18 protein-coding genes are annotated in these 17,097 nt (G+C 41.7%); 5 read left to right on the top strand and 13 right to left on the bottom strand.

Annotation, left to right across the window (positions count from 1 at the left end):
* Window positions 1-82: 82 nt before the first annotated feature.
* The 5 genes from CSV63_RS09930 to modA form a co-directional block, all read right to left on the bottom strand.
* Window positions 83-457: an rRNA methyltransferase gene (locus CSV63_RS09930; RefSeq protein ID WP_099695671.1), complete on the bottom strand. Its 375-nt coding sequence runs from the start codon at window positions 455-457 to the stop codon at window positions 83-85.
* Window positions 458-500: 43 nt separating this feature from the next.
* Complete coding sequence (gene fni / locus CSV63_RS09925; protein WP_099695670.1) at window positions 501-1,532, bottom strand: type 2 isopentenyl-diphosphate Delta-isomerase; 1,032 nt, start codon at window positions 1,530-1,532, stop codon at window positions 501-503.
* A 126-nt stretch (window positions 1,533-1,658) separates the two neighbouring features.
* A complete protein-coding gene (locus tag CSV63_RS09920; RefSeq protein WP_099695669.1) occupies window positions 1,659-2,327 on the bottom strand; it encodes an ABC transporter ATP-binding protein in 669 nt (222 codons plus the stop codon).
* Window positions 2,328-2,344: 17 nt separating this feature from the next.
* The gene (gene modB, locus CSV63_RS09915; RefSeq protein ID WP_199203641.1) at window positions 2,345-3,019 is read right to left on the bottom strand and encodes a molybdate ABC transporter permease subunit; all 675 of its coding nucleotides are present in this window, start codon (window positions 3,017-3,019) and stop codon (window positions 2,345-2,347) included.
* 28 nt (window positions 3,020-3,047) lie between these two features.
* On the bottom strand, window positions 3,048-3,845 hold the full coding sequence (modA, locus tag CSV63_RS09910; protein ID WP_099695667.1) for a molybdate ABC transporter substrate-binding protein: 798 nt from the start codon (window positions 3,843-3,845) through the stop codon (window positions 3,048-3,050).
* 160 nt (window positions 3,846-4,005) lie between these two features.
* Here modA and CSV63_RS09905 point away from each other — a divergent pair, with 160 nt between their 5' ends.
* Window positions 4,006-4,959, top strand: coding sequence for a substrate-binding domain-containing protein (locus CSV63_RS09905; RefSeq protein WP_099695666.1), 954 nt, complete (start codon window positions 4,006-4,008; stop codon window positions 4,957-4,959).
* Between the two features lie 316 nt (window positions 4,960-5,275).
* Here CSV63_RS09905 and CSV63_RS09900 read toward each other — a convergent pair whose 3' ends face one another.
* The 3 genes from CSV63_RS09900 to CSV63_RS09890 form a co-directional block, all read right to left on the bottom strand.
* A complete protein-coding gene (locus CSV63_RS09900; RefSeq protein ID WP_369823832.1) occupies window positions 5,276-6,517 on the bottom strand; it encodes an AI-2E family transporter in 1,242 nt (413 codons plus the stop codon).
* Window positions 6,518-6,544: 27 nt separating this feature from the next.
* Window positions 6,545-7,501 carry an LCP family protein gene (locus CSV63_RS09895; protein ID WP_099695665.1) on the bottom strand — a complete coding sequence of 319 codons (957 nt, stop codon included), beginning with the start codon at window positions 7,499-7,501 and terminating at the stop codon, window positions 6,545-6,547.
* A gap of 74 nt (window positions 7,502-7,575) precedes the next feature.
* A complete protein-coding gene (locus tag CSV63_RS09890; protein ID WP_158233946.1) occupies window positions 7,576-8,754 on the bottom strand; it encodes an MFS transporter in 1,179 nt (392 codons plus the stop codon).
* 150 nt (window positions 8,755-8,904) lie between these two features.
* Between CSV63_RS09890 and CSV63_RS09885 the strand changes: the two genes are divergently transcribed.
* Window positions 8,905-10,503: an ABC-F family ATP-binding cassette domain-containing protein gene (locus tag CSV63_RS09885; RefSeq protein WP_099636286.1), complete on the top strand. Its 1,599-nt coding sequence runs from the start codon at window positions 8,905-8,907 to the stop codon at window positions 10,501-10,503.
* Between the two features lie 114 nt (window positions 10,504-10,617).
* Here CSV63_RS09885 and CSV63_RS09880 read toward each other — a convergent pair whose 3' ends face one another.
* Window positions 10,618-10,983, bottom strand: coding sequence for a helix-turn-helix domain-containing protein (locus CSV63_RS09880; RefSeq protein WP_099695663.1), 366 nt, complete (start codon window positions 10,981-10,983; stop codon window positions 10,618-10,620).
* 622 nt (window positions 10,984-11,605) lie between these two features.
* Between CSV63_RS09880 and CSV63_RS09875 the strand changes: the two genes are divergently transcribed.
* Window positions 11,606-12,295: a hypothetical protein gene (locus CSV63_RS09875; protein ID WP_099695662.1), complete on the top strand. Its 690-nt coding sequence runs from the start codon at window positions 11,606-11,608 to the stop codon at window positions 12,293-12,295.
* Between the two features lie 47 nt (window positions 12,296-12,342).
* Here the strand turns inward: CSV63_RS09875 and CSV63_RS09870 are convergent, their stop codons facing one another.
* Both CSV63_RS09870 and CSV63_RS09865 read right to left on the bottom strand, forming a co-directional pair.
* Entirely contained in the window at window positions 12,343-12,543 is a 201-nt protein-coding gene (locus CSV63_RS09870; RefSeq protein WP_085130730.1) for a cold-shock protein, read from the bottom strand.
* A gap of 209 nt (window positions 12,544-12,752) precedes the next feature.
* The gene (locus CSV63_RS09865) at window positions 12,753-13,046 is read right to left on the bottom strand and encodes a DUF1033 family protein (RefSeq protein WP_099695661.1); all 294 of its coding nucleotides are present in this window, start codon (window positions 13,044-13,046) and stop codon (window positions 12,753-12,755) included.
* 234 nt (window positions 13,047-13,280) lie between these two features.
* On the opposite strand from CSV63_RS09865, the gene CSV63_RS09860 reads away from it, so the two are divergent.
* Window positions 13,281-13,940, top strand: a complete 660-nt coding sequence (locus CSV63_RS09860; RefSeq protein WP_099695660.1) for a 5-bromo-4-chloroindolyl phosphate hydrolysis family protein — start codon at window positions 13,281-13,283, stop codon at window positions 13,938-13,940.
* Window positions 13,867-15,120: a toxic anion resistance protein gene (locus CSV63_RS09855; RefSeq protein WP_369823836.1), complete on the top strand. Its 1,254-nt coding sequence runs from the start codon at window positions 13,867-13,869 to the stop codon at window positions 15,118-15,120. Before CSV63_RS09860 ends, CSV63_RS09855 begins: the two co-directional genes overlap by 74 nt.
* 451 nt (window positions 15,121-15,571) lie before the next feature.
* On the opposite strand, the gene CSV63_RS09850 is transcribed toward CSV63_RS09855, so the two are convergent.
* Together CSV63_RS09850 and odhB are read right to left on the bottom strand one after the other, a co-directional pair.
* Window positions 15,572-15,769 (bottom strand): DUF6501 family protein, encoded by a 198-nt coding sequence (locus tag CSV63_RS09850; protein WP_099632336.1) that lies wholly within the window; start codon window positions 15,767-15,769, stop codon window positions 15,572-15,574.
* 63 nt (window positions 15,770-15,832) lie between these two features.
* Window positions 15,833-17,056 carry a 2-oxoglutarate dehydrogenase complex dihydrolipoyllysine-residue succinyltransferase gene (odhB, locus tag CSV63_RS09845; protein WP_099695658.1) on the bottom strand — a complete coding sequence of 408 codons (1,224 nt, stop codon included), beginning with the start codon at window positions 17,054-17,056 and terminating at the stop codon, window positions 15,833-15,835.
* Between the last annotated feature and the right edge of the window lie 41 nt (window positions 17,057-17,097).

The raw sequence follows: 17,097 nt of genomic DNA, 5'->3' as shown, positions 1-17,097 counted from the left end.
TACGTTACTTCCTATAATTTATATTATGTTCGGGGCGTTCTACGATCTATACATATTCTATTCGCCAAGTATCCTTCTCGCCCTAGCTTTCTAAGCGGTTTTTATGATCTTTAGTCTTAATGTTATCAAAGTCGATATGTCCCACACTGTACTCAATGACATCATTAATAAACAACTTATGATCATTCGCGAACTTCTTAACGGATTCTAATAATTCTTGATCGTACGTCGTTTTATATTGGATTCGATCTGTCGGTCGTAAATTCTTATCGTATTCAATAACTCCTGCGGCTAATACGTTCTGTAAGCCGTTTTCTAATAAATAGTTGCTATACGTATCAAGTTCTTCCGATAATTCTTCTAATTGCTCTAAAATTTCCTTACTGATATTCGTACGGAATTTAATCCGTGTTTCATCTGTAGTTTGAATCATTTTTCCGCCCACTAATTTCCACATAGTTTATTCCTCCTAATGTAACGAAAACTCGCAAATAAAATATTCACGAGTTCGTCTTTTGTAATCGATCCGTTTGTTGTAATGCCTGAATAGTCGCAGAACCTGTTGCAAACATCGCCATACGTAATTCTAATTCGCGAACTTCCATTGTCTGGGAAACGCTCTCAGCGGATTCAGTAGCTTCTTCTAAAATCGCGCGACCAAAACCGACAAAATCTGCACCGAGCGCAATACATTTTGCAGCATCAACACCTGTATGAAGTCCACCGCTTGCAATCAGTAATTTATCACGCATATAAGGCTTAACCATCTGTAGTGAATCTGACGTTCGAATTCCCCACTCACTAAATGCTGCAGCTGCTTGCTGCTTGAGCGCGGTTGTACGGTATTTCTCCACTTGACTCCAAGAGGTTCCTCCTGCCCCGGCTACGTCAATGAATGACACACCGATATCTAGAAGTTTCTTGGCAATTTGCCCATCTATTCCCCATCCAACTTCTTTAATACCGACCGGCACTGATAATTCATTGCATAATTTCTCGATTTTAGATACTAAATTACTAAAATTCGTATTGCCTTCAGGTTGGATGACTTCTTGTAAAACATTTATGTGCAAAACTAACGCATCTGCATCCGTATATTCGATGATTTGCCGACATTCATCAGCAGAAAATCCATAATTTAACTGCACCGCACCTAAATTCGCGATAATAGGGGCTGTTGGGGCATATTTTCGTAATGCAAATGATGGACGGAATGCTTTACTTTCTATTAAAGCGCGTGTCGAACCTAATGCCAGTGCCCAGCCTCTTTGTTCCGCAGCAAGTGCGAGATTTCGGTTAATCGTTTCCGCAAAATCTGCACCACCCGTCATCGAACTTACTAAAAAAGGTGTTTTACATGATTTATGTAGAAAGTTTTGCTCCGTATTAATTTCGTCAAATGCTAATTCAGGTAAGGCATTATGTAGAAATTCATACTGTTCCAAACCTGTTGTGATTGCATTTCCCGTCACGTGTTCGTCCAGCACGATTTGAATATGCTGTGCTTTCCGGTCATTCAATTGCTTACCCATGATTTTAGCTCCTATCTACTGATGCTTCTATATCTGGCGTTGTCGGTTACCATAAATTATAGCTGTTCTATTTCGATTACACAAAAAATAAAAAGCTCTGATTATGAAATCGGAGCTTTTTACGTTTTAGTACGTTGACACTATAGATCTTTTTCGCTTTTCATCCGTTATTTGTCCTTGTTCAAGGTAAATAATACGATCGCCGAGACGTTCTGCTTCGGCGTGATCATGCGTCACAATAATGAACGGAATTTTCCACATGTCATGTAAACGTAAAAGCTCATCTTGACACTGTTTCCGCGTTTCTTTATCGAGGGCCGATAACGGTTCATCCAACAATAGCACAGAAGGTTGTGTGGAAAGTGCTCTCGCCAATGCTACACGTTGTTTTTCTCCGCCTGAAATCTGGTGAGGATACTTTTGCAATAAATGCTTAATCCCTAGTACTTCCAGCAATTGGCGAATCATTTCATGACGTTCGTTTCGTTCGCTGTTTCTTACGCCAAACCAAATATTTTTCTCCACTGTCATATGTGGAAATAACGCATAGTCTTGGAATAAATACCCGATTTTTCGCTCACGAGCAGGCATCGGTTTTTCACCGGTTGTAAAAAATGTGCATTCATTCGAAAGAATTAAGCCGTGATCTGGGTGTGCAAGCCCTGCAATAGTGTCCAGAATCGTTGTTTTACCTGAACCGGATGGACCAACTAACACGATGATTTCATTACGCATTTCAAAATGAATGTTCATCTCAAAATGTGCGAGTTGTTTAGTAATTTCTACATGTAGCATGTAAAATCCCCCTAGACTCAAGATTTCGTAAACCGTCTAATATTGCGCTTGCTCCACCAATTCACCCATAAAATCAAACTGAAGCCAAATGTACTGATCATGACGACCCAAAACGTCGCATTTTCCATTTGTCCGGACTCTACTGCGAAATAAATCGCCATGGGAATCGTGTCCGTTCTACCCGGTATGTATCCCGCAAGCATTAACGTAGCACCAAATTCACCAAGACCTCTTGCGAATGAAAGCACCAATCCAGCCAGCAATCCAGGCCAAGCGAGTGGAAATACAATGAACCAAAATACGCGCCATTCAGAAGCACCCATTGTACGCGCAGCATTCGATAATCGTTCATCAAGACTTTCAAATGCGGCCGCTGCACTTTGATACATTAACGGAAATGACACGACAATCGAAGCGATAACAGCGCCAATCCATGTGAAAACAATTTGGAAATCGAACCATTCAAGCAACCAACTGCCGATCCAGCCCTTTTTACCGAATAAAATGAGTAAACCGAAGCCGACGACGGTCGGTGGTAACACAAGCGGCAATAAAAATAAGGCTTCCACTATGCTTTTACCAAAAAAATCACGCTTCGCAAGCATATATGCAATGAACACACCTGCTACAAACACAACGAAAGTGGAGATAGCAGCTACTTTTAAAGATAATAATAAAGGGGAGTAATCCATATCTAGCACACTTCTCCCCTCCTTTCATTTACTTAAATCCGAACTTCTGCAACGTTTCTTTTCCTTCGTCGCCAGTCAAATAATCAAGGAATTGCTGCGCGGCTTCCTGGTGCATAGATTCAGCAATGACAGCACCAGGGTATACAATCGGCTCATGCCAGTCGGCTTCAGCTTCTGCCAATACTTTTACATCATTGGAAACGAATGCATCGCTTGAATACACAACGCCATAATCTGCGTTACCCATTTCCACATGTGTCAGCACTTGCCGTACGTCTGAGCTAAGAACTAATTTGTCCTGTAAAGGTTCCCATAGATCCAAGCTATCGAATGTTTCCTTCGTATAACGACCAACCGGTACCGACCCTGGCTCGCCAACTGCGACATGATCGAGGGTGGCTGTATTCAAGTCTTCAAATGAAGAAATGGCACTATCGAAATCTTTTTGTGTAATTAATACGAGCGCATTTTCAGCGAAATCTTTTCTTGACTCACTGTTGATTAACTCCTTATCCTCCATGTCGTTCATATCTTTTGAACTGGCAGACAAGAATACGTCAGACGGGGCACCATTTTCAATAGTCGTTGCCAATTTCCCAGAGCTTCCAAAATTGTATATCACGGTAATCCCTTTATGCGCTTCTTCAAAAGGCCCTTTTAACTCTACCAAGGCATCTGTCAAGCTTGCTGCAGCAGAAACTACTAGTTCAACATCGGATTTTTCCTGATCTACAGTGCCTGTTTTGTCAGTTTCCTTCGCATTTGAACATCCTATCAGAAATATCGTGAGTAGAATAGACAATGTAGAAAGTAAGAATCGTCTCATTATGTACTACCCCCTGCTGCATTATGAAGTATAACTAGATATACCTAAACATAACTAGTTATATTTAAAAATATCATAGTATGCATTGTAAAGCTTGTCAATTTTGCAAATGGTGATGAGATGTTGGAAGATAGATATACTATTGTTGGAGGGTTGAGACATGACAAATCTAGAACATGATATTTCCTATACTACCGATGAAATCGCCCAATTATTAAAAGTCTCGAAGTTAACAGTGTATGACATTATTAAAAAAGGAGAAATCCGTGCCTATCGCGTGGGACGTCAAATGCGTGTCGATGCTGTAGATTTGACAGCGTATAAAGAACGACTGAAAAGCGGCGGTGAATCGACGCCGGTGTCTTCGAAGTCGATGATTCCACAAGTCACGGTGCCGGAATCTGAAACTGACAAACAAATCATCATCAGTGGACAGGATTTGAGCTTAGACATCATGGCCAGTCACATAGAAGAATCCGGACTCTTTCGTCCACTGCGCTCTTTCTCTGGCAGCTTGAACAGTTTGATCAAGATGTATCAAGGACAAGCCGACATTGTCAGTACGCATTTATTTGACGGAGAAACTGGTGAATATAATATGCCATATATTAAACGTCTACTTACTGGACGCTCGTATATGGTACTCAACTTGCTCGGCAGGAAGGCTGGGCTGTATGTACAAAAAGATAATCCGATGAATCTGCAGAACTGGACAGACCTTGGACAACTAGGTATCCGCCTTGTGAACCGTGAGAAAGGCTCAGGGGCTCGAGTTTTGCTAGATGAGCAACTACGTCTCGCAGGAATCACAACTCGTTCTATCATCGGTTATGACGACGAGGAACTAAATCATATGGCCGTAGCGACACGCATCGCATCTGGTCAAGCAGATGTAGGAGTCGGAATCGAAAAAACCGCCCGATTAATCAACGTAGACTTCATTCCATTGATTCAAGAGCAGTATGACTTAGTATTGATCAAAACGCCTGAAAATGAAAAGCTGCGCGGGCTCATAGTGGAAACATTGAACTCAGCCTCGTTCAAAGAAAAACTGACCGCGATTGGTGGTTATGACTTGACGAAGACTGGGACTATTTTGTATGAAACGGTATAGCAAACGTGACCGTTCATCAACTTCCGTGCGGACATCACTGACGAGGAGAGCGAGTGCAAGTATCGCTCAATCAATTCGTATAAGCGCTCATAGTTCATACATAACCGCTCAATGACCAGCGCCAACCGCTCTATCACGATCCGTAGCCGCTCATACGTTACACCAAGCGCCCTATCAAGACTTGTATCCGCTCAATAGCCTCTGAATCTCTGAACATTTGAACGGTAAAACAACGAATAGTACCCTATCAGATGAAACATTCAATGAAATCTCGCATTCTCCCTTCAAAAAAGTAACCCACCTTCATAAAGGCGGGTTACTCTCTATTGTTCTCATAGTATTCTTCAATCGAATCTGTTTCATAATACATTTCTTCTTGCGTTTCAAAGCGGTTATATCTCAACGTGAACAAATAAAATACATGAGTGGCGACCACTTTCAGCAGCGCATATGCCGGAATCCCGAGAATCACTCCAGCGACGCCGAACAGTGAGCCTGCTGTCAGTAAGACAAAGATGATGGTGATCGGATGAATATGCAGTGATTTCCCCATGATCTGAGGCGAAATAAATTTGCCTTCGATCACTTGCACAATCGTCCACACAATCGCGAGCTTCACGAGCATGAATGGCGACGTAACCATCGCAATAATAGCAGCAGGCGTGATCGCAATCACTGGACCAAGGTAAGGCACGATACTCGTGAACATCGCAAGTACACCGAGCAGCAACGCATACTTCATTTTAATAATCAGGAAGCCAATCGATACCATGATTCCAATCGCAATTGCCACTAAAATCTGTCCTTGAATGTACGCGCTGATTTGTCTATCCGCATCGCGGAATATAACTGATGCATCGTCACGCAAACGTGGTGGCAACATGCGCAAGATCATCTGTGGTAACTTCTCGCCATCCTTCAGTAGATAAAATAGAATAAGTGGCACGGTGACGATACTCAAAATAATTCCTGTAAGCGCGGAAACGAATGAAGTTACGCCTGATGCGATACCGCCTATCGTCTCTGTGAAGAACTTCCCGATGCTCTCAAAGCCGGAATCGAGGAACGTATTGACATTAAAGTTGAACCCTTGATAGACAGAGCCGAAAATGGAGTTCCGTAAAAAGTGGTCCGTATCTAAGATCAACTGTTTGAAATACGTTGGAAACTCCTCGAATAAATTGATCGTCTGCAAACGGAGGAACGGTAGCACTAAGAAAATGACTAGTGTCAATAAACCAGCGGCGACCAGCAAGATGATTAAAATGCCATAGACGCGTGGTATACGTAATCGTTCTTCCAGAAAGCGTAGAATCGGACGCATTAAATAGTATAAAATCGTCGCAAGTACGACCGGTAAAACGACAGTTGAGAAAAATACTTGAATCGGATAGAAAATAAACGAAACTTGAGTGAAGACCAAGATGATCAATCCAATGAACAATAAACACAGCAATACAAACAATGTAGATTGACCACCGAGAAATCCGACGATGGGTGATGTCGAACGAATAGACCAGAAATCCCGTAAAGAAGACTTTTTTGGTGGTTGCCTCAATGTCTCACTCCCCTTTTATTCGATCCGTCAGGGTGTAGTTAAAAACGAACGGATCGCTTCTCTATTTTTATCTAGATCAATTTCAATGACAGAACCTGCATGACTATACGAAGTAAAGGAATAACTGCCCTCTACTGGAATACGTAATGTTTGCAGATCTAGTTTTCGTTTTGCGATAACGGTCAGCACTTTAGTCAGCTCGTCCTTCGTAGTTAAATCTGTTTCAATAAAGTTATCGAGTGCACCGGCAAGTTTTGGAGCTTGCAAAACAGTCGACACAGTAAACAGCTCGTCTTTCATGGCCTGAATGACTTCTTGCTGGCGATTGACTCGACCAAAGTCGCCTTCGTCATCTGCGCGAAATCGAGCATACCCGAGTAGCTCTTTACCGTTTAACCGCTGTACGCCTGGTTTTAACGTAACACCGATTTTTTCGGACATTTCATTCTGTACATTCATTTCAAGGCCATTTGGAAATGCAATATCCATAATCGATTCGAAATTGTCGAAATCGACGACTGCGTAGTGATGAATTGGAATATTGAACATCCCTGAAATCGTTTCTTTTGCAGTTTGGACTCCACCTAAATAGTAGGCCGTATTAAGCTTGTACGACTGGTACCCTGGAATTTGTGCGTAAATATCACGCATGAATGAAATTAAATGCGCAGTTCCAGCAGTTTGATCCCAGGACAGCACCATCATCGTATCCGTACGATATTTTCCGGAACCGTCATTGTCGACGCCGAGCAATAAATAATTTTCCGTCGTTGGATCTTCCGGACTTAATAAATCGCCCTGAAACTCCCCCGGATTCATCTTACTACCTGCCGTCATGGCCTTCCCTTGTTTATATTGAAAGTAACTATACGCTGATATGGTGATCGTGAAAAGTAATAGTAAAGTCATAAAAACTCTGCCCACGCGTAATTTACGCTTCTTTTTTCTACGTTGTGGCTGTTGTTCGTCGAAGTGTTCGTCCATGTAGCATTCATTCCTCCATTATCCGTGTGTATCCTGTTATGAGGACGTTTCTGTTCACAACGGGTTGCGTCCAGTCACGAGCTTTGCTTGGCGGATCGACCTATTTGCAACGCTAGCACTAGCATAGCCACAAATAAAACAAGAAATACGAACAATGTAACGTAATGATTTTCGGTGTAGTCATACAACGTAGCGATGAGTAATGGTAAGATTCCACCGATGATGAACCCACCTGTTTGCATCATCGCGGTCCATGAATTGGTTTCGTCTGCCGTATCGGTCGCGTCCATCGGCAGTAGCAGACAGATTGGGAATAATCCACCAAGCGGAATTCCCATGATGACAACGCCGATCGCAAACCATAATGGGTCTGCTGTCCACATCAACCCAATCGAGAAAATACCGAGCGACAGAATGCCGACAAGTGCCGGTGTTCTGCTTGTCAACTTCTGTAAAATAACAGGAAAACCGATATTCATAAAAATTTGCACGATCGTCATCCCACTGAGCAATGCCCCCGCTTGTAGAAGCGTCATACCGTTCGACACTGCAATAGGAACGAGATACGTCAAAACGGAAAAGAATAATGCTGCTTGTAAACCAAAGAAAATCAGGAAGCTCCATGCCTGTTTATTGCGCCAAGGATTCTTCCCTTTTTGCACGGGTTGCTTTGTTACTTGTTTCACTTCGATTGGATACGCCGCGGTGACAGCCCACGCAATGATGCCAAAAATCGCAATTATGGCCCAAGTTGAAAGTGCGAATCCATAGGAATAAGCTTTTTCATAAAAAACTCCTGTCAATCCTGTGCTCAGCGTCGCCCCCATTCCCATGCCGAATGAATAAATGCCAACGACTATAGCAACATGCATCGGAAAGTATTGCTTGATCAATGCTGACAATAACGGTCCAATAACAGCAATCGCCACACCTGCAATGAAAGCGGTCAGTACTAACACACTGAACGAAGTGACAAAAAAACGCATGGCAGTTGATACAGCAAGTAACGACAACATCAAGTACATCGTTTTGTTCAAGCCGATTGCCTGATTCAGTATAGGCGCTAGCATGGCGAAGACGCCCATACAGATAACCGGAATAACAGTCAGGAGACTCACTTCAGTGTTTGACAACAATAAATCATCACGGATGATGTCTAGCATCGGTCCAATTGACGTAATCGCTGGCCGTAAGTTGAGCGCAACGATAAAGATCGCCAATAATAATAGACCTTGAGTAGTTTTAGAGCGCAAGATAAAGACTCCTTTTGCATGTGATACGTATCGAATACCTATCGTCATTATATCGTAAAATGAAATTGTAAACAGTACTAGTTCAAACATTCCATTTCACGTAATTTTAATGTATACTAGGAACATTGTGAAATTAGGAGGATATTATTTATGTTAGCAGTTAGTAATGTAAGTCTTCGCTTTGGCGACCGCAAGCTATTCGAAGACGTCAATATACAGTTCAATCCGGGCAATTGCTATGGATTAATTGGAGCGAATGGCGCTGGTAAATCAACGTTTCTTAAAATACTATCAGGTGAACTTGAACCTCAAACAGGTAATGTGATTCTTGGAAAAGATGAACGTTTGGCTGTCCTAAAGCAGAACCACTTCGAGTATGAAGAGTTCGTCGTGATGGATCTCGTCATCATGGGGCATAAAGAGCTATATGAAGTCATGAAAGAAAAAGACGCGATTTATATGAAGGAAGACTTCTCCGACGAAGACGGCATGCGTGCAGCTGAACTGGAAGGCGAATTCGCCGAGATGAACGGATGGGAAGCGGAATCTGAAGCTTCTGTACTCCTTCAAGGTCTTGGTGTTCCGGAAAGTTTGCATCACGTTACGATGGCGGAGCTTGACGGATCAAGCAAAGTAAAAGTATTACTTGCACAAGCATTATTCGGCAAACCTGATGTATTACTGCTAGATGAGCCGACAAACAACTTGGATCTGAAAGCTATTCAATGGCTTGAAGAATTCTTGATCAACTTTGAGAACACTGTCGTAGTTGTATCCCACGACCGTCATTTCTTGAATAAAGTATGTACACACATTGCAGATCTCGACTTTAGCAAAATTCAGATCTACGCAGGTAACTATGACTTCTGGTATGAGTCAAGTCAATTGGCGTTGAAACTATCTCAAGAATCAAACAAGAAAAAAGAAGAAAAAGTAAAAGAATTGCAAGCGTTTATCGCACGCTTCAGTGCCAACGCATCGAAATCTAAACAAGCCACATCCCGTAAAAAGACATTAGAAAAAATCGAACTAGATGATATCAAACCATCTTCACGCCGTTATCCTTTCGTGAACTTTACAATAGGCCGTGAAATCGGTAACGATGTCTTGACGATTAAAGATGTCACAAAAACGGTGGATGGTAAAACATTTATCAAAGATGCGACCTTTACACTCAACAAAGAGGATAAAGTGGTGTTGATCGGTAACCCACTTGCAAAATCTGCTTTGCTCGATATGCTAGCTGAGGAAACAGAGCCCGATACAGGAGCTATCAAATGGGGTGTGACGACAACTCGTGCCTACTTCCCTATGGATAACTCAAAATACTTTGAAGGATCCGAGCCGACATTAGTTGATTGGCTCCGTCAATACTCGCCTGAAGATGAAACAGAAACATTCTTGCGCGGATTCCTAGGACGTATGTTGTTCTCTGGTGAAGAAGTGAAGAAAAAGCCAAACGTCTTATCAGGTGGAGAAAAAGTTCGCTGTATGTTATCAAAAATGATGCTAACAAGCGCAAACGTTCTTCTTCTTGATGAGCCAACCAACCACTTGGACTTGGAATCTATCCAAGCACTGAACAATGGTTTGATTGCGTTTAAGGGCGCGATGATCTTCACATCTCATGACCATCAGTTCATCCAAACAATTGCGAATCGTGTAATCGAAATCAACGATGATGGAACAATCTTTGATAAAATGATGACATATGATGAGTATTTGGAATGGAAAGGTCAAAAAGCTTAATCTGTAGTTGGCATAAAAACTCCCCTGGAAGTATTGCTTCTAGGGGAGTTTTTTGCGTTTGACTTCTATGTAATGTACAATAGTGAATCGTAAAAACAACGGTCAACGCCTTTTTTACTTTCGTTTTTGCGAATAATTGTCTTGTAGTGCTCTATTAAGTAATGAAATCGATCGGTCAATCTCGAACTTTATCGTATCTTTGTAGGCCTTTACTTTCTCCAAGTCACCTATGCGATAGATGTAAAGTGTCTGCATCTCCGTCCCCTGCTTATGGACCGGATGTCTGACGATGAGACCATCGTTAAGTAGATCATGTAGTGACTTGTATACTTCAGACTTAGTCGGTCGATAACCAAGATCTCTAAAATGATCTATAAGGTCGTCTAATATTTGTAAGCCATACAAGTTCCCTTCTTCCGCCTTGTTGAGCATGTAGAGCTTTAAAAAGGCTCTCTGACGAATGATAAATGTACTCTTCATTGCTCTTTCCCTCCTTAATTACTGTACGTGTGCTATCTATAGTATACCAAAAAATGAGATGCGAGGATTATTGTAACGATAAGGATTATTTGGAACCAGGTTTTACTAGAACTATTCAATATGTTTATAGATGGGTTTGTTCGGTTATTCGTAATTAAATCGTATATTTCAAGTTTTGGTTATTTTGATCTTAAAAAGAATTAGAAGAAAACTAGATTTCCCTACTAAAAAAATTATTGATTAAATATTGATTTATACTGTACGTGTGCTATTTTTGGTGTGCCATAAAATGGAGTGCGAGGATTATTATAACAAGAAGGATTATTTGGAACCGGGTTTTACTAGAACTATTCAATATGTTTATAGATGGATTTGTTCAGTTTTTCGTAAAAAGCGTATATTGTAAGTTTTGTTTTTCCAATTCTGAAAGACATTAGACGAAATATAGATTTCCCTACTAAAGAAATTACTGGTTAGATAGAGGATTAAATGGACAAGATGTTTGAGTATTCAGCTACACGCTTCGGAGTGAGTTACGTATCGTTTCCCCTACTTTTTTTATTCCACATGAATAGCTTCCACCAGTAAGGGAATAACACCTAGTAAAAGGAGGTTTTTCATTATGAAACGCAATCTATGGTTTTTAACGATTGCATTGCTTCTCGTGCTCGTCGGATGCTCAAACAAGCCTGCTACGTCCATTGACGGTAAGACTGACTCTCCTAAGACAAATCAAGAAGGAACGAACGGTGATACGTCAGAACAACATGACAACAAAGATGCGAATCTGACTGATGTAGCGTTACTTGATTACTTTCTTCCGGATGGTTCGAGCGCGCATTATAAAGGTGTCGGCAATGAATTTGCTGAGCTAGACATCACCGTTGCAAGACCTGCGCAAGACTATGTCGTAATTCATGAAAACAACGGTGGATCATTCGTTCAAAAAGTGTATAAACTTAATGGAGATGAAATCCAAGTATTGCAGGAAGAACACATTGAATTAGACGCTGCAGTTCCAACGACGGAAGAGCTAGAGTCCATGAAGCCGATCCGAACCTATTTGAAAGGTCCAATTGAAGTAGGTACGACATTTGATGACTGGAAGATTGTCGAGATGGACGCTTCAGTGGAAACCCCCTATCAGCAATTTGAAGATGCGGTCGTGATCGAGCAAGTAGGAAAAGACTTTGTGAACAGGATCTATCTCGTGAAGGATTTTGGAGAAGTTAAGCGTGAATCGATGATGTCAATGGAAGGTGAAGAGGAATTTGTTGTGACATCGAGTCTTGAAACGGTGACACAACCGTAATTTACTGCAAACGAAAAGGCGCCACAATGGGCGCCTTTTCTAGTGGTTTAGATTTTAACAACGTTAGCTGCTTGTAGACCACGGTTTCCTTCGACAACTTCAAATTCAACCTGTTGACCTTCGTCAAGAGATTTGAATCCGTCGCCTTGGATTGCTGAGAAGTGTACAAAGATGTCTTCTTCTCCGTCAACTTCGATAAAACCGAAGCCCTTTTCTGAGTTAAACCATTTCACTGTACCTTGTTTCATTCGATTACCTCCAAAAAAATATAAATACTTTAATACACGAACCTTAGCATACAAAAAAATTCACGTATTACAAAAGTTGCCGACGTCGCCGATCCCTTTTGTAATAGGTGAATCACTTAGCATACGGTCGTTCAATTAATTTACTTACGTTTAGTATAACATATTGGGCTTCTTTGTCAATTAATAAAAAGCGCATTTACTGAATGTTCTCACGATACGTTTGGTTCCCCGTCTAACAAGACGATGATTCCGTGATACAACTGCAAATCTCCTTCACAACCATTGCAATAGTATTTTTCAGACGTGGACCAAAATGCATGGAAGCAGCCTTTGCGCATTTCATAATGTTCAAAACACGGTTCCATCTTCCCGATCAGTTCTTTAACATATAATTCTGTATCCTTTATATTCGTAAATGTTTTGGATGAGACACAGTAGTCTCTCCACTCTTCAAACATCCACCACGGCTCAAAGTCCGCCTTCATGTATACCACTTCATACATTCAGTAAGCACTCCTTTACCTTGCGCTATGCAGGAATGATATTCATTCTAGCAAATTCAACTCGCTAATCAAAGTAAAGTGATTCTTGTTGCGTAATATATGAGTTTTCGACCATTTTCGGCTATAATTGAGGTAGGCTCCAGTAACCTTACTGTCTGCACGATAAATGAAACCTTTTCGTCGTTAATCCGTAAGTATTATATAGAGTCAGAATGGAAGGCGGCCTGAAACATCATGAATAATTTAAAAAACTTTTTCACACGACATGCACTAATGGCTCCGACTAGTTTCCTAACATGGGTAATCCTAATTGGCGGTACAAGCATGAACTTTTTCATAGGCTCCGCAATCGGGATCGCACTGTATGCAGGAGGCAACGTAGCGATTAAAGAACTGCAGTTACGCTCTACATTAAAAAAATTCGGGATGGCACGCTCTGAATATAAACATATTGAACAACAACTGAATGAATCTAAACGAAAGTTAAAACAGCTCGGTAATATGTACGGACAAGTCCGTTCAATCCAAGCATTCAGGCAAGTATACGATATGTCTTCAATGGCACGACGCATCATCAAGATCGTCCAGTCCAACCCGAGAAAATTTTACCAAGTCGAAAGCTTTTTCTACGCCCATCTTGATTCCGTTGTAGAATTAACATCGAAGTACAGCCTACTTGTTAATCAACCATTAAAAGACCAAGATATCAAAGTCGCATTACAACATACCCGCGAAACCTTATCTGATTTGAGTCTCGAAATGGAACGGGATCTACGAAACGCTGTAGCAACTGATTTAGAACAGCTTCGAATGGAAATTGATTACGTCGATGTTACACTCAAAAGAGACAAACCATTGCTTCAATCGAAAGGGGAACATTCTAATGACAGATAAAAACGTATTACAAGAAAAATCCGTGGATGACTTGCTTGATAATCCATTCGATATGGATGCGAGCCTGCTTCCAAAAGAAATGGAGAATTCGCTGTCCAACACAGCTGCACCCGCTAAACTGATTGACCGATTAACACCCGAAGAACAAGGTAAAGCACGACAATTAGCTTCACAGATTCCTGTCGGTAATTACGAAGCCGTCATTTCCTACGGTGCCAATGCACAAAATGAACTATCCAACTTCTCTCACAAAATGCTCGATCACGTCCAAGGCAAAGATATCGGACCTGTTGGTGAAGTATTGAATGAATTAATGGCCAAGCTATCCGAAATCGATACAGATGAACTATCAGATAAAAAGAAATCAGGCCTTAGCCGTTTATTCAACAAGGCTACTCGCCCGATCAAAGAAATCATGACGAAATATGAAAAACTCGGCACACAAGTCGATAAAATAAGCGTTCAACTGGAGCATTCTAAACGCGGTTTAATGGAAGATGTTCGCATGTTGGACAATTTGTATGAACAAAACAAAACGTACTTTCAAGCATTGAATGTCTACATCGCCGCTGCGGAATTAAAGATTGATGAAATCAATAGTACTATCATTCCCGAACTGCATAAAAAAGCACAGCAATCGGATGATCAAATGATGGTTCAAGAAGTTAACGACATGGCACAATTTGTGGACCGTTTAGAAAAACGCCTGTACGACTTGCAACTATCTCGTCAAATCACCATCCAAAGCGCGCCACAGATCCGTATGATCCAACAAACGAACCAAACGTTGGCTGAGAAAATCCAGGCATCCATCATGACGGCCATTCCGTTGTGGAAGAATCAGATTGCAATTGCGCTAACATTAAACCGTCAGCAAAAAGCTGTGGAGTCACAAAAGCTCGTCACGAAGACAACGAACGATTTGTTGCTTCGTAACTCCGAGATGTTGAAAGTAAATAGTATTGAAACAGCCAGAGAGAATGAAAAAGGTATTATTGAAATCGATACATTGAAAACGACACAAGAGAACTTGATTCAGACGATTGAAGAAACCTTGCAGATCCAAGCAGATGGCCGTGCAAAACGCAAGGCTGCTGAGACCGAAATCGCTAGAATGGAACAAGAACTCAAAACCCGTTTACTTGCCGTATATGAAGAGTCACAAAACCGTCCCTCATAAGAGAGACGGTTTTTTCGTTGGGGAAAATGTTGGAGACATGATGGGATTCTCATTCTTACGTTGGATCTTTAGTGCTCGAGTCACTATTCGAGTGATGGCTGTTCCACTTCCCTTTTTCCTAGTATAACGCCAAGACCGGTGGCAACGCGCTGCAGGCTATGAGCGGATATGAGGCGTGATAGAGCGGATAACGAAAAGTATGAGCGCGTTCGGACTTGCATAGAGCCGTTAGCTAAGACGATTGAGCGGTTACAAGCCGCAATAGAGCGCGTAGACGAAATAATGAGCGAAATGCGCATCGCTCACACTAGTTATCCACGAAAAATCTCTAAATCACAACAAACAGTTGTTCAATGATTCCACCCTTCTCTTCCCTACTACTCACACACATAAAAAAGACGATTCAATGAAGAATCGTCTTGTAATACCCTACTAGTTATTCACCAATCAATTACTCAAAATATGTTTTATAATATCCGCCGACTTTGCCTGAATTGTCTACGACAAAGATAAACTCTTCTGTTTCATTCTTCACTTCATAGGTCTTTCCCACTGTCAGCATATTACTTACCAAATACTTTGCTGCGTCGGTATGGGTACACGTCACCGTCTTCAACGTAGGTTCATCCAACCATTGTAAATAGGACATACAATCTCTCCTTCCCTAAATAAAAGCGACCCGCTGATTAGCGGGTCACTTGGAGTGTGTTAATTAAGAACCTAGTAGAAGGTCTTCAGGGTTTTCAAGCAACTCTTTAACCATCTTCAAGAATCCTACTGAATCTTTACCATCAATTACACGGTGATCGTAAGAAAGTGCAACATACATCATTGGACGGATTTCAATATTGTCCCCAACAGCTACTGGACGCTTCTGAATTGTATGCATACCCAAGATTCCTACTTGTGTACCGTTTAGGATTGGAGTAGACAATAGTGAACCAAATACTCCACCGTTTGTAATCGTGAATGAACCGCCTGTCATATCAGCCATTGTCAACTTATTGTCGCGGGCTTTTTTCGCAAGTTCTCCGATAGACGCTTCGATTTCAGCAAAGCTCTTACGGTCTGCATCGACTACGTTTGGTACAACTAGTCCACCGTCAGTAGACACTGCGATACCGATATCGTAGTAGTTCTTCAACAGAATTTCATCGCCATCGATTTCAGAGTTAACATATGGATATTTCTTCAATGCTGCTACGACTGCTTTCGTGAAGAATGACATGAAGCCTAGACGTACATCGTTTTGCTCGAAGAACTGATCTTTCTTGCGTGAACGAAGTTCCATCATTTTCGACATATCAATTTCATTGAAAGTTGTCAACATTGCTGTCGATTGTCTTACTTCTAGCAAACGCTTAGCAATTGTTTGACGGCGACGAGTCATTTTCTGACGTGTAATACGGCCGTCATCTTTTGCTTCTGCTTTAGCAGCTGGTGCCGCAGGAGCTTTAGGTGCTGGAGCGTTGTTGTGAGCAGATACATCTTGCGCCCGGACGCGACCCATTGGATCAACAGGTGATACGTCTGCAAGATTGATACCTTTTTCACGAGCAAGCTTGCGTGCTGCTGGGCTTGCAATAGTACGGTCTGCAGAAGAAGTTTCTTCCGTTGCAGCCGCTGCTGGAGCTGGTGTTTCTTCTTTTTGTGCTGGTGCTGCTTCAGTTGCTTGTGGAGCTTGTTGTGCCGGCGCACCTGAACCTTCACCTACAATCGCGATTACTTGGCCAACTTCAACTGTGTCGCCTTCTGCAGCCAATAGTTCGGATAACACGCCTGCTTCTTCCGAAATGACTTCGACGTTCACTTTATCTGTTTCCAATTCAACGATGAATTCACCTTTATCCACGTTTTCACCGGGTTGTTTTAACCATTTTGCAATTGTACCTTCTGTAATTGATTCTGCTAGTTCAGGTACTCTGATCTCTGCCACAATAAATTCCTCCTCGTAGGTATACCGTTTTTCTAACGGGT

The organism is Sporosarcina sp. P34 (assembly GCF_002743375.1).
Classification (GTDB): Bacteria; Bacillota; Bacilli; order Bacillales_A; family Planococcaceae; genus Sporosarcina.
Note: the sequence above shows the minus strand (reverse complement) of the source record. Positions and strands in the feature narration are given on the sequence as shown.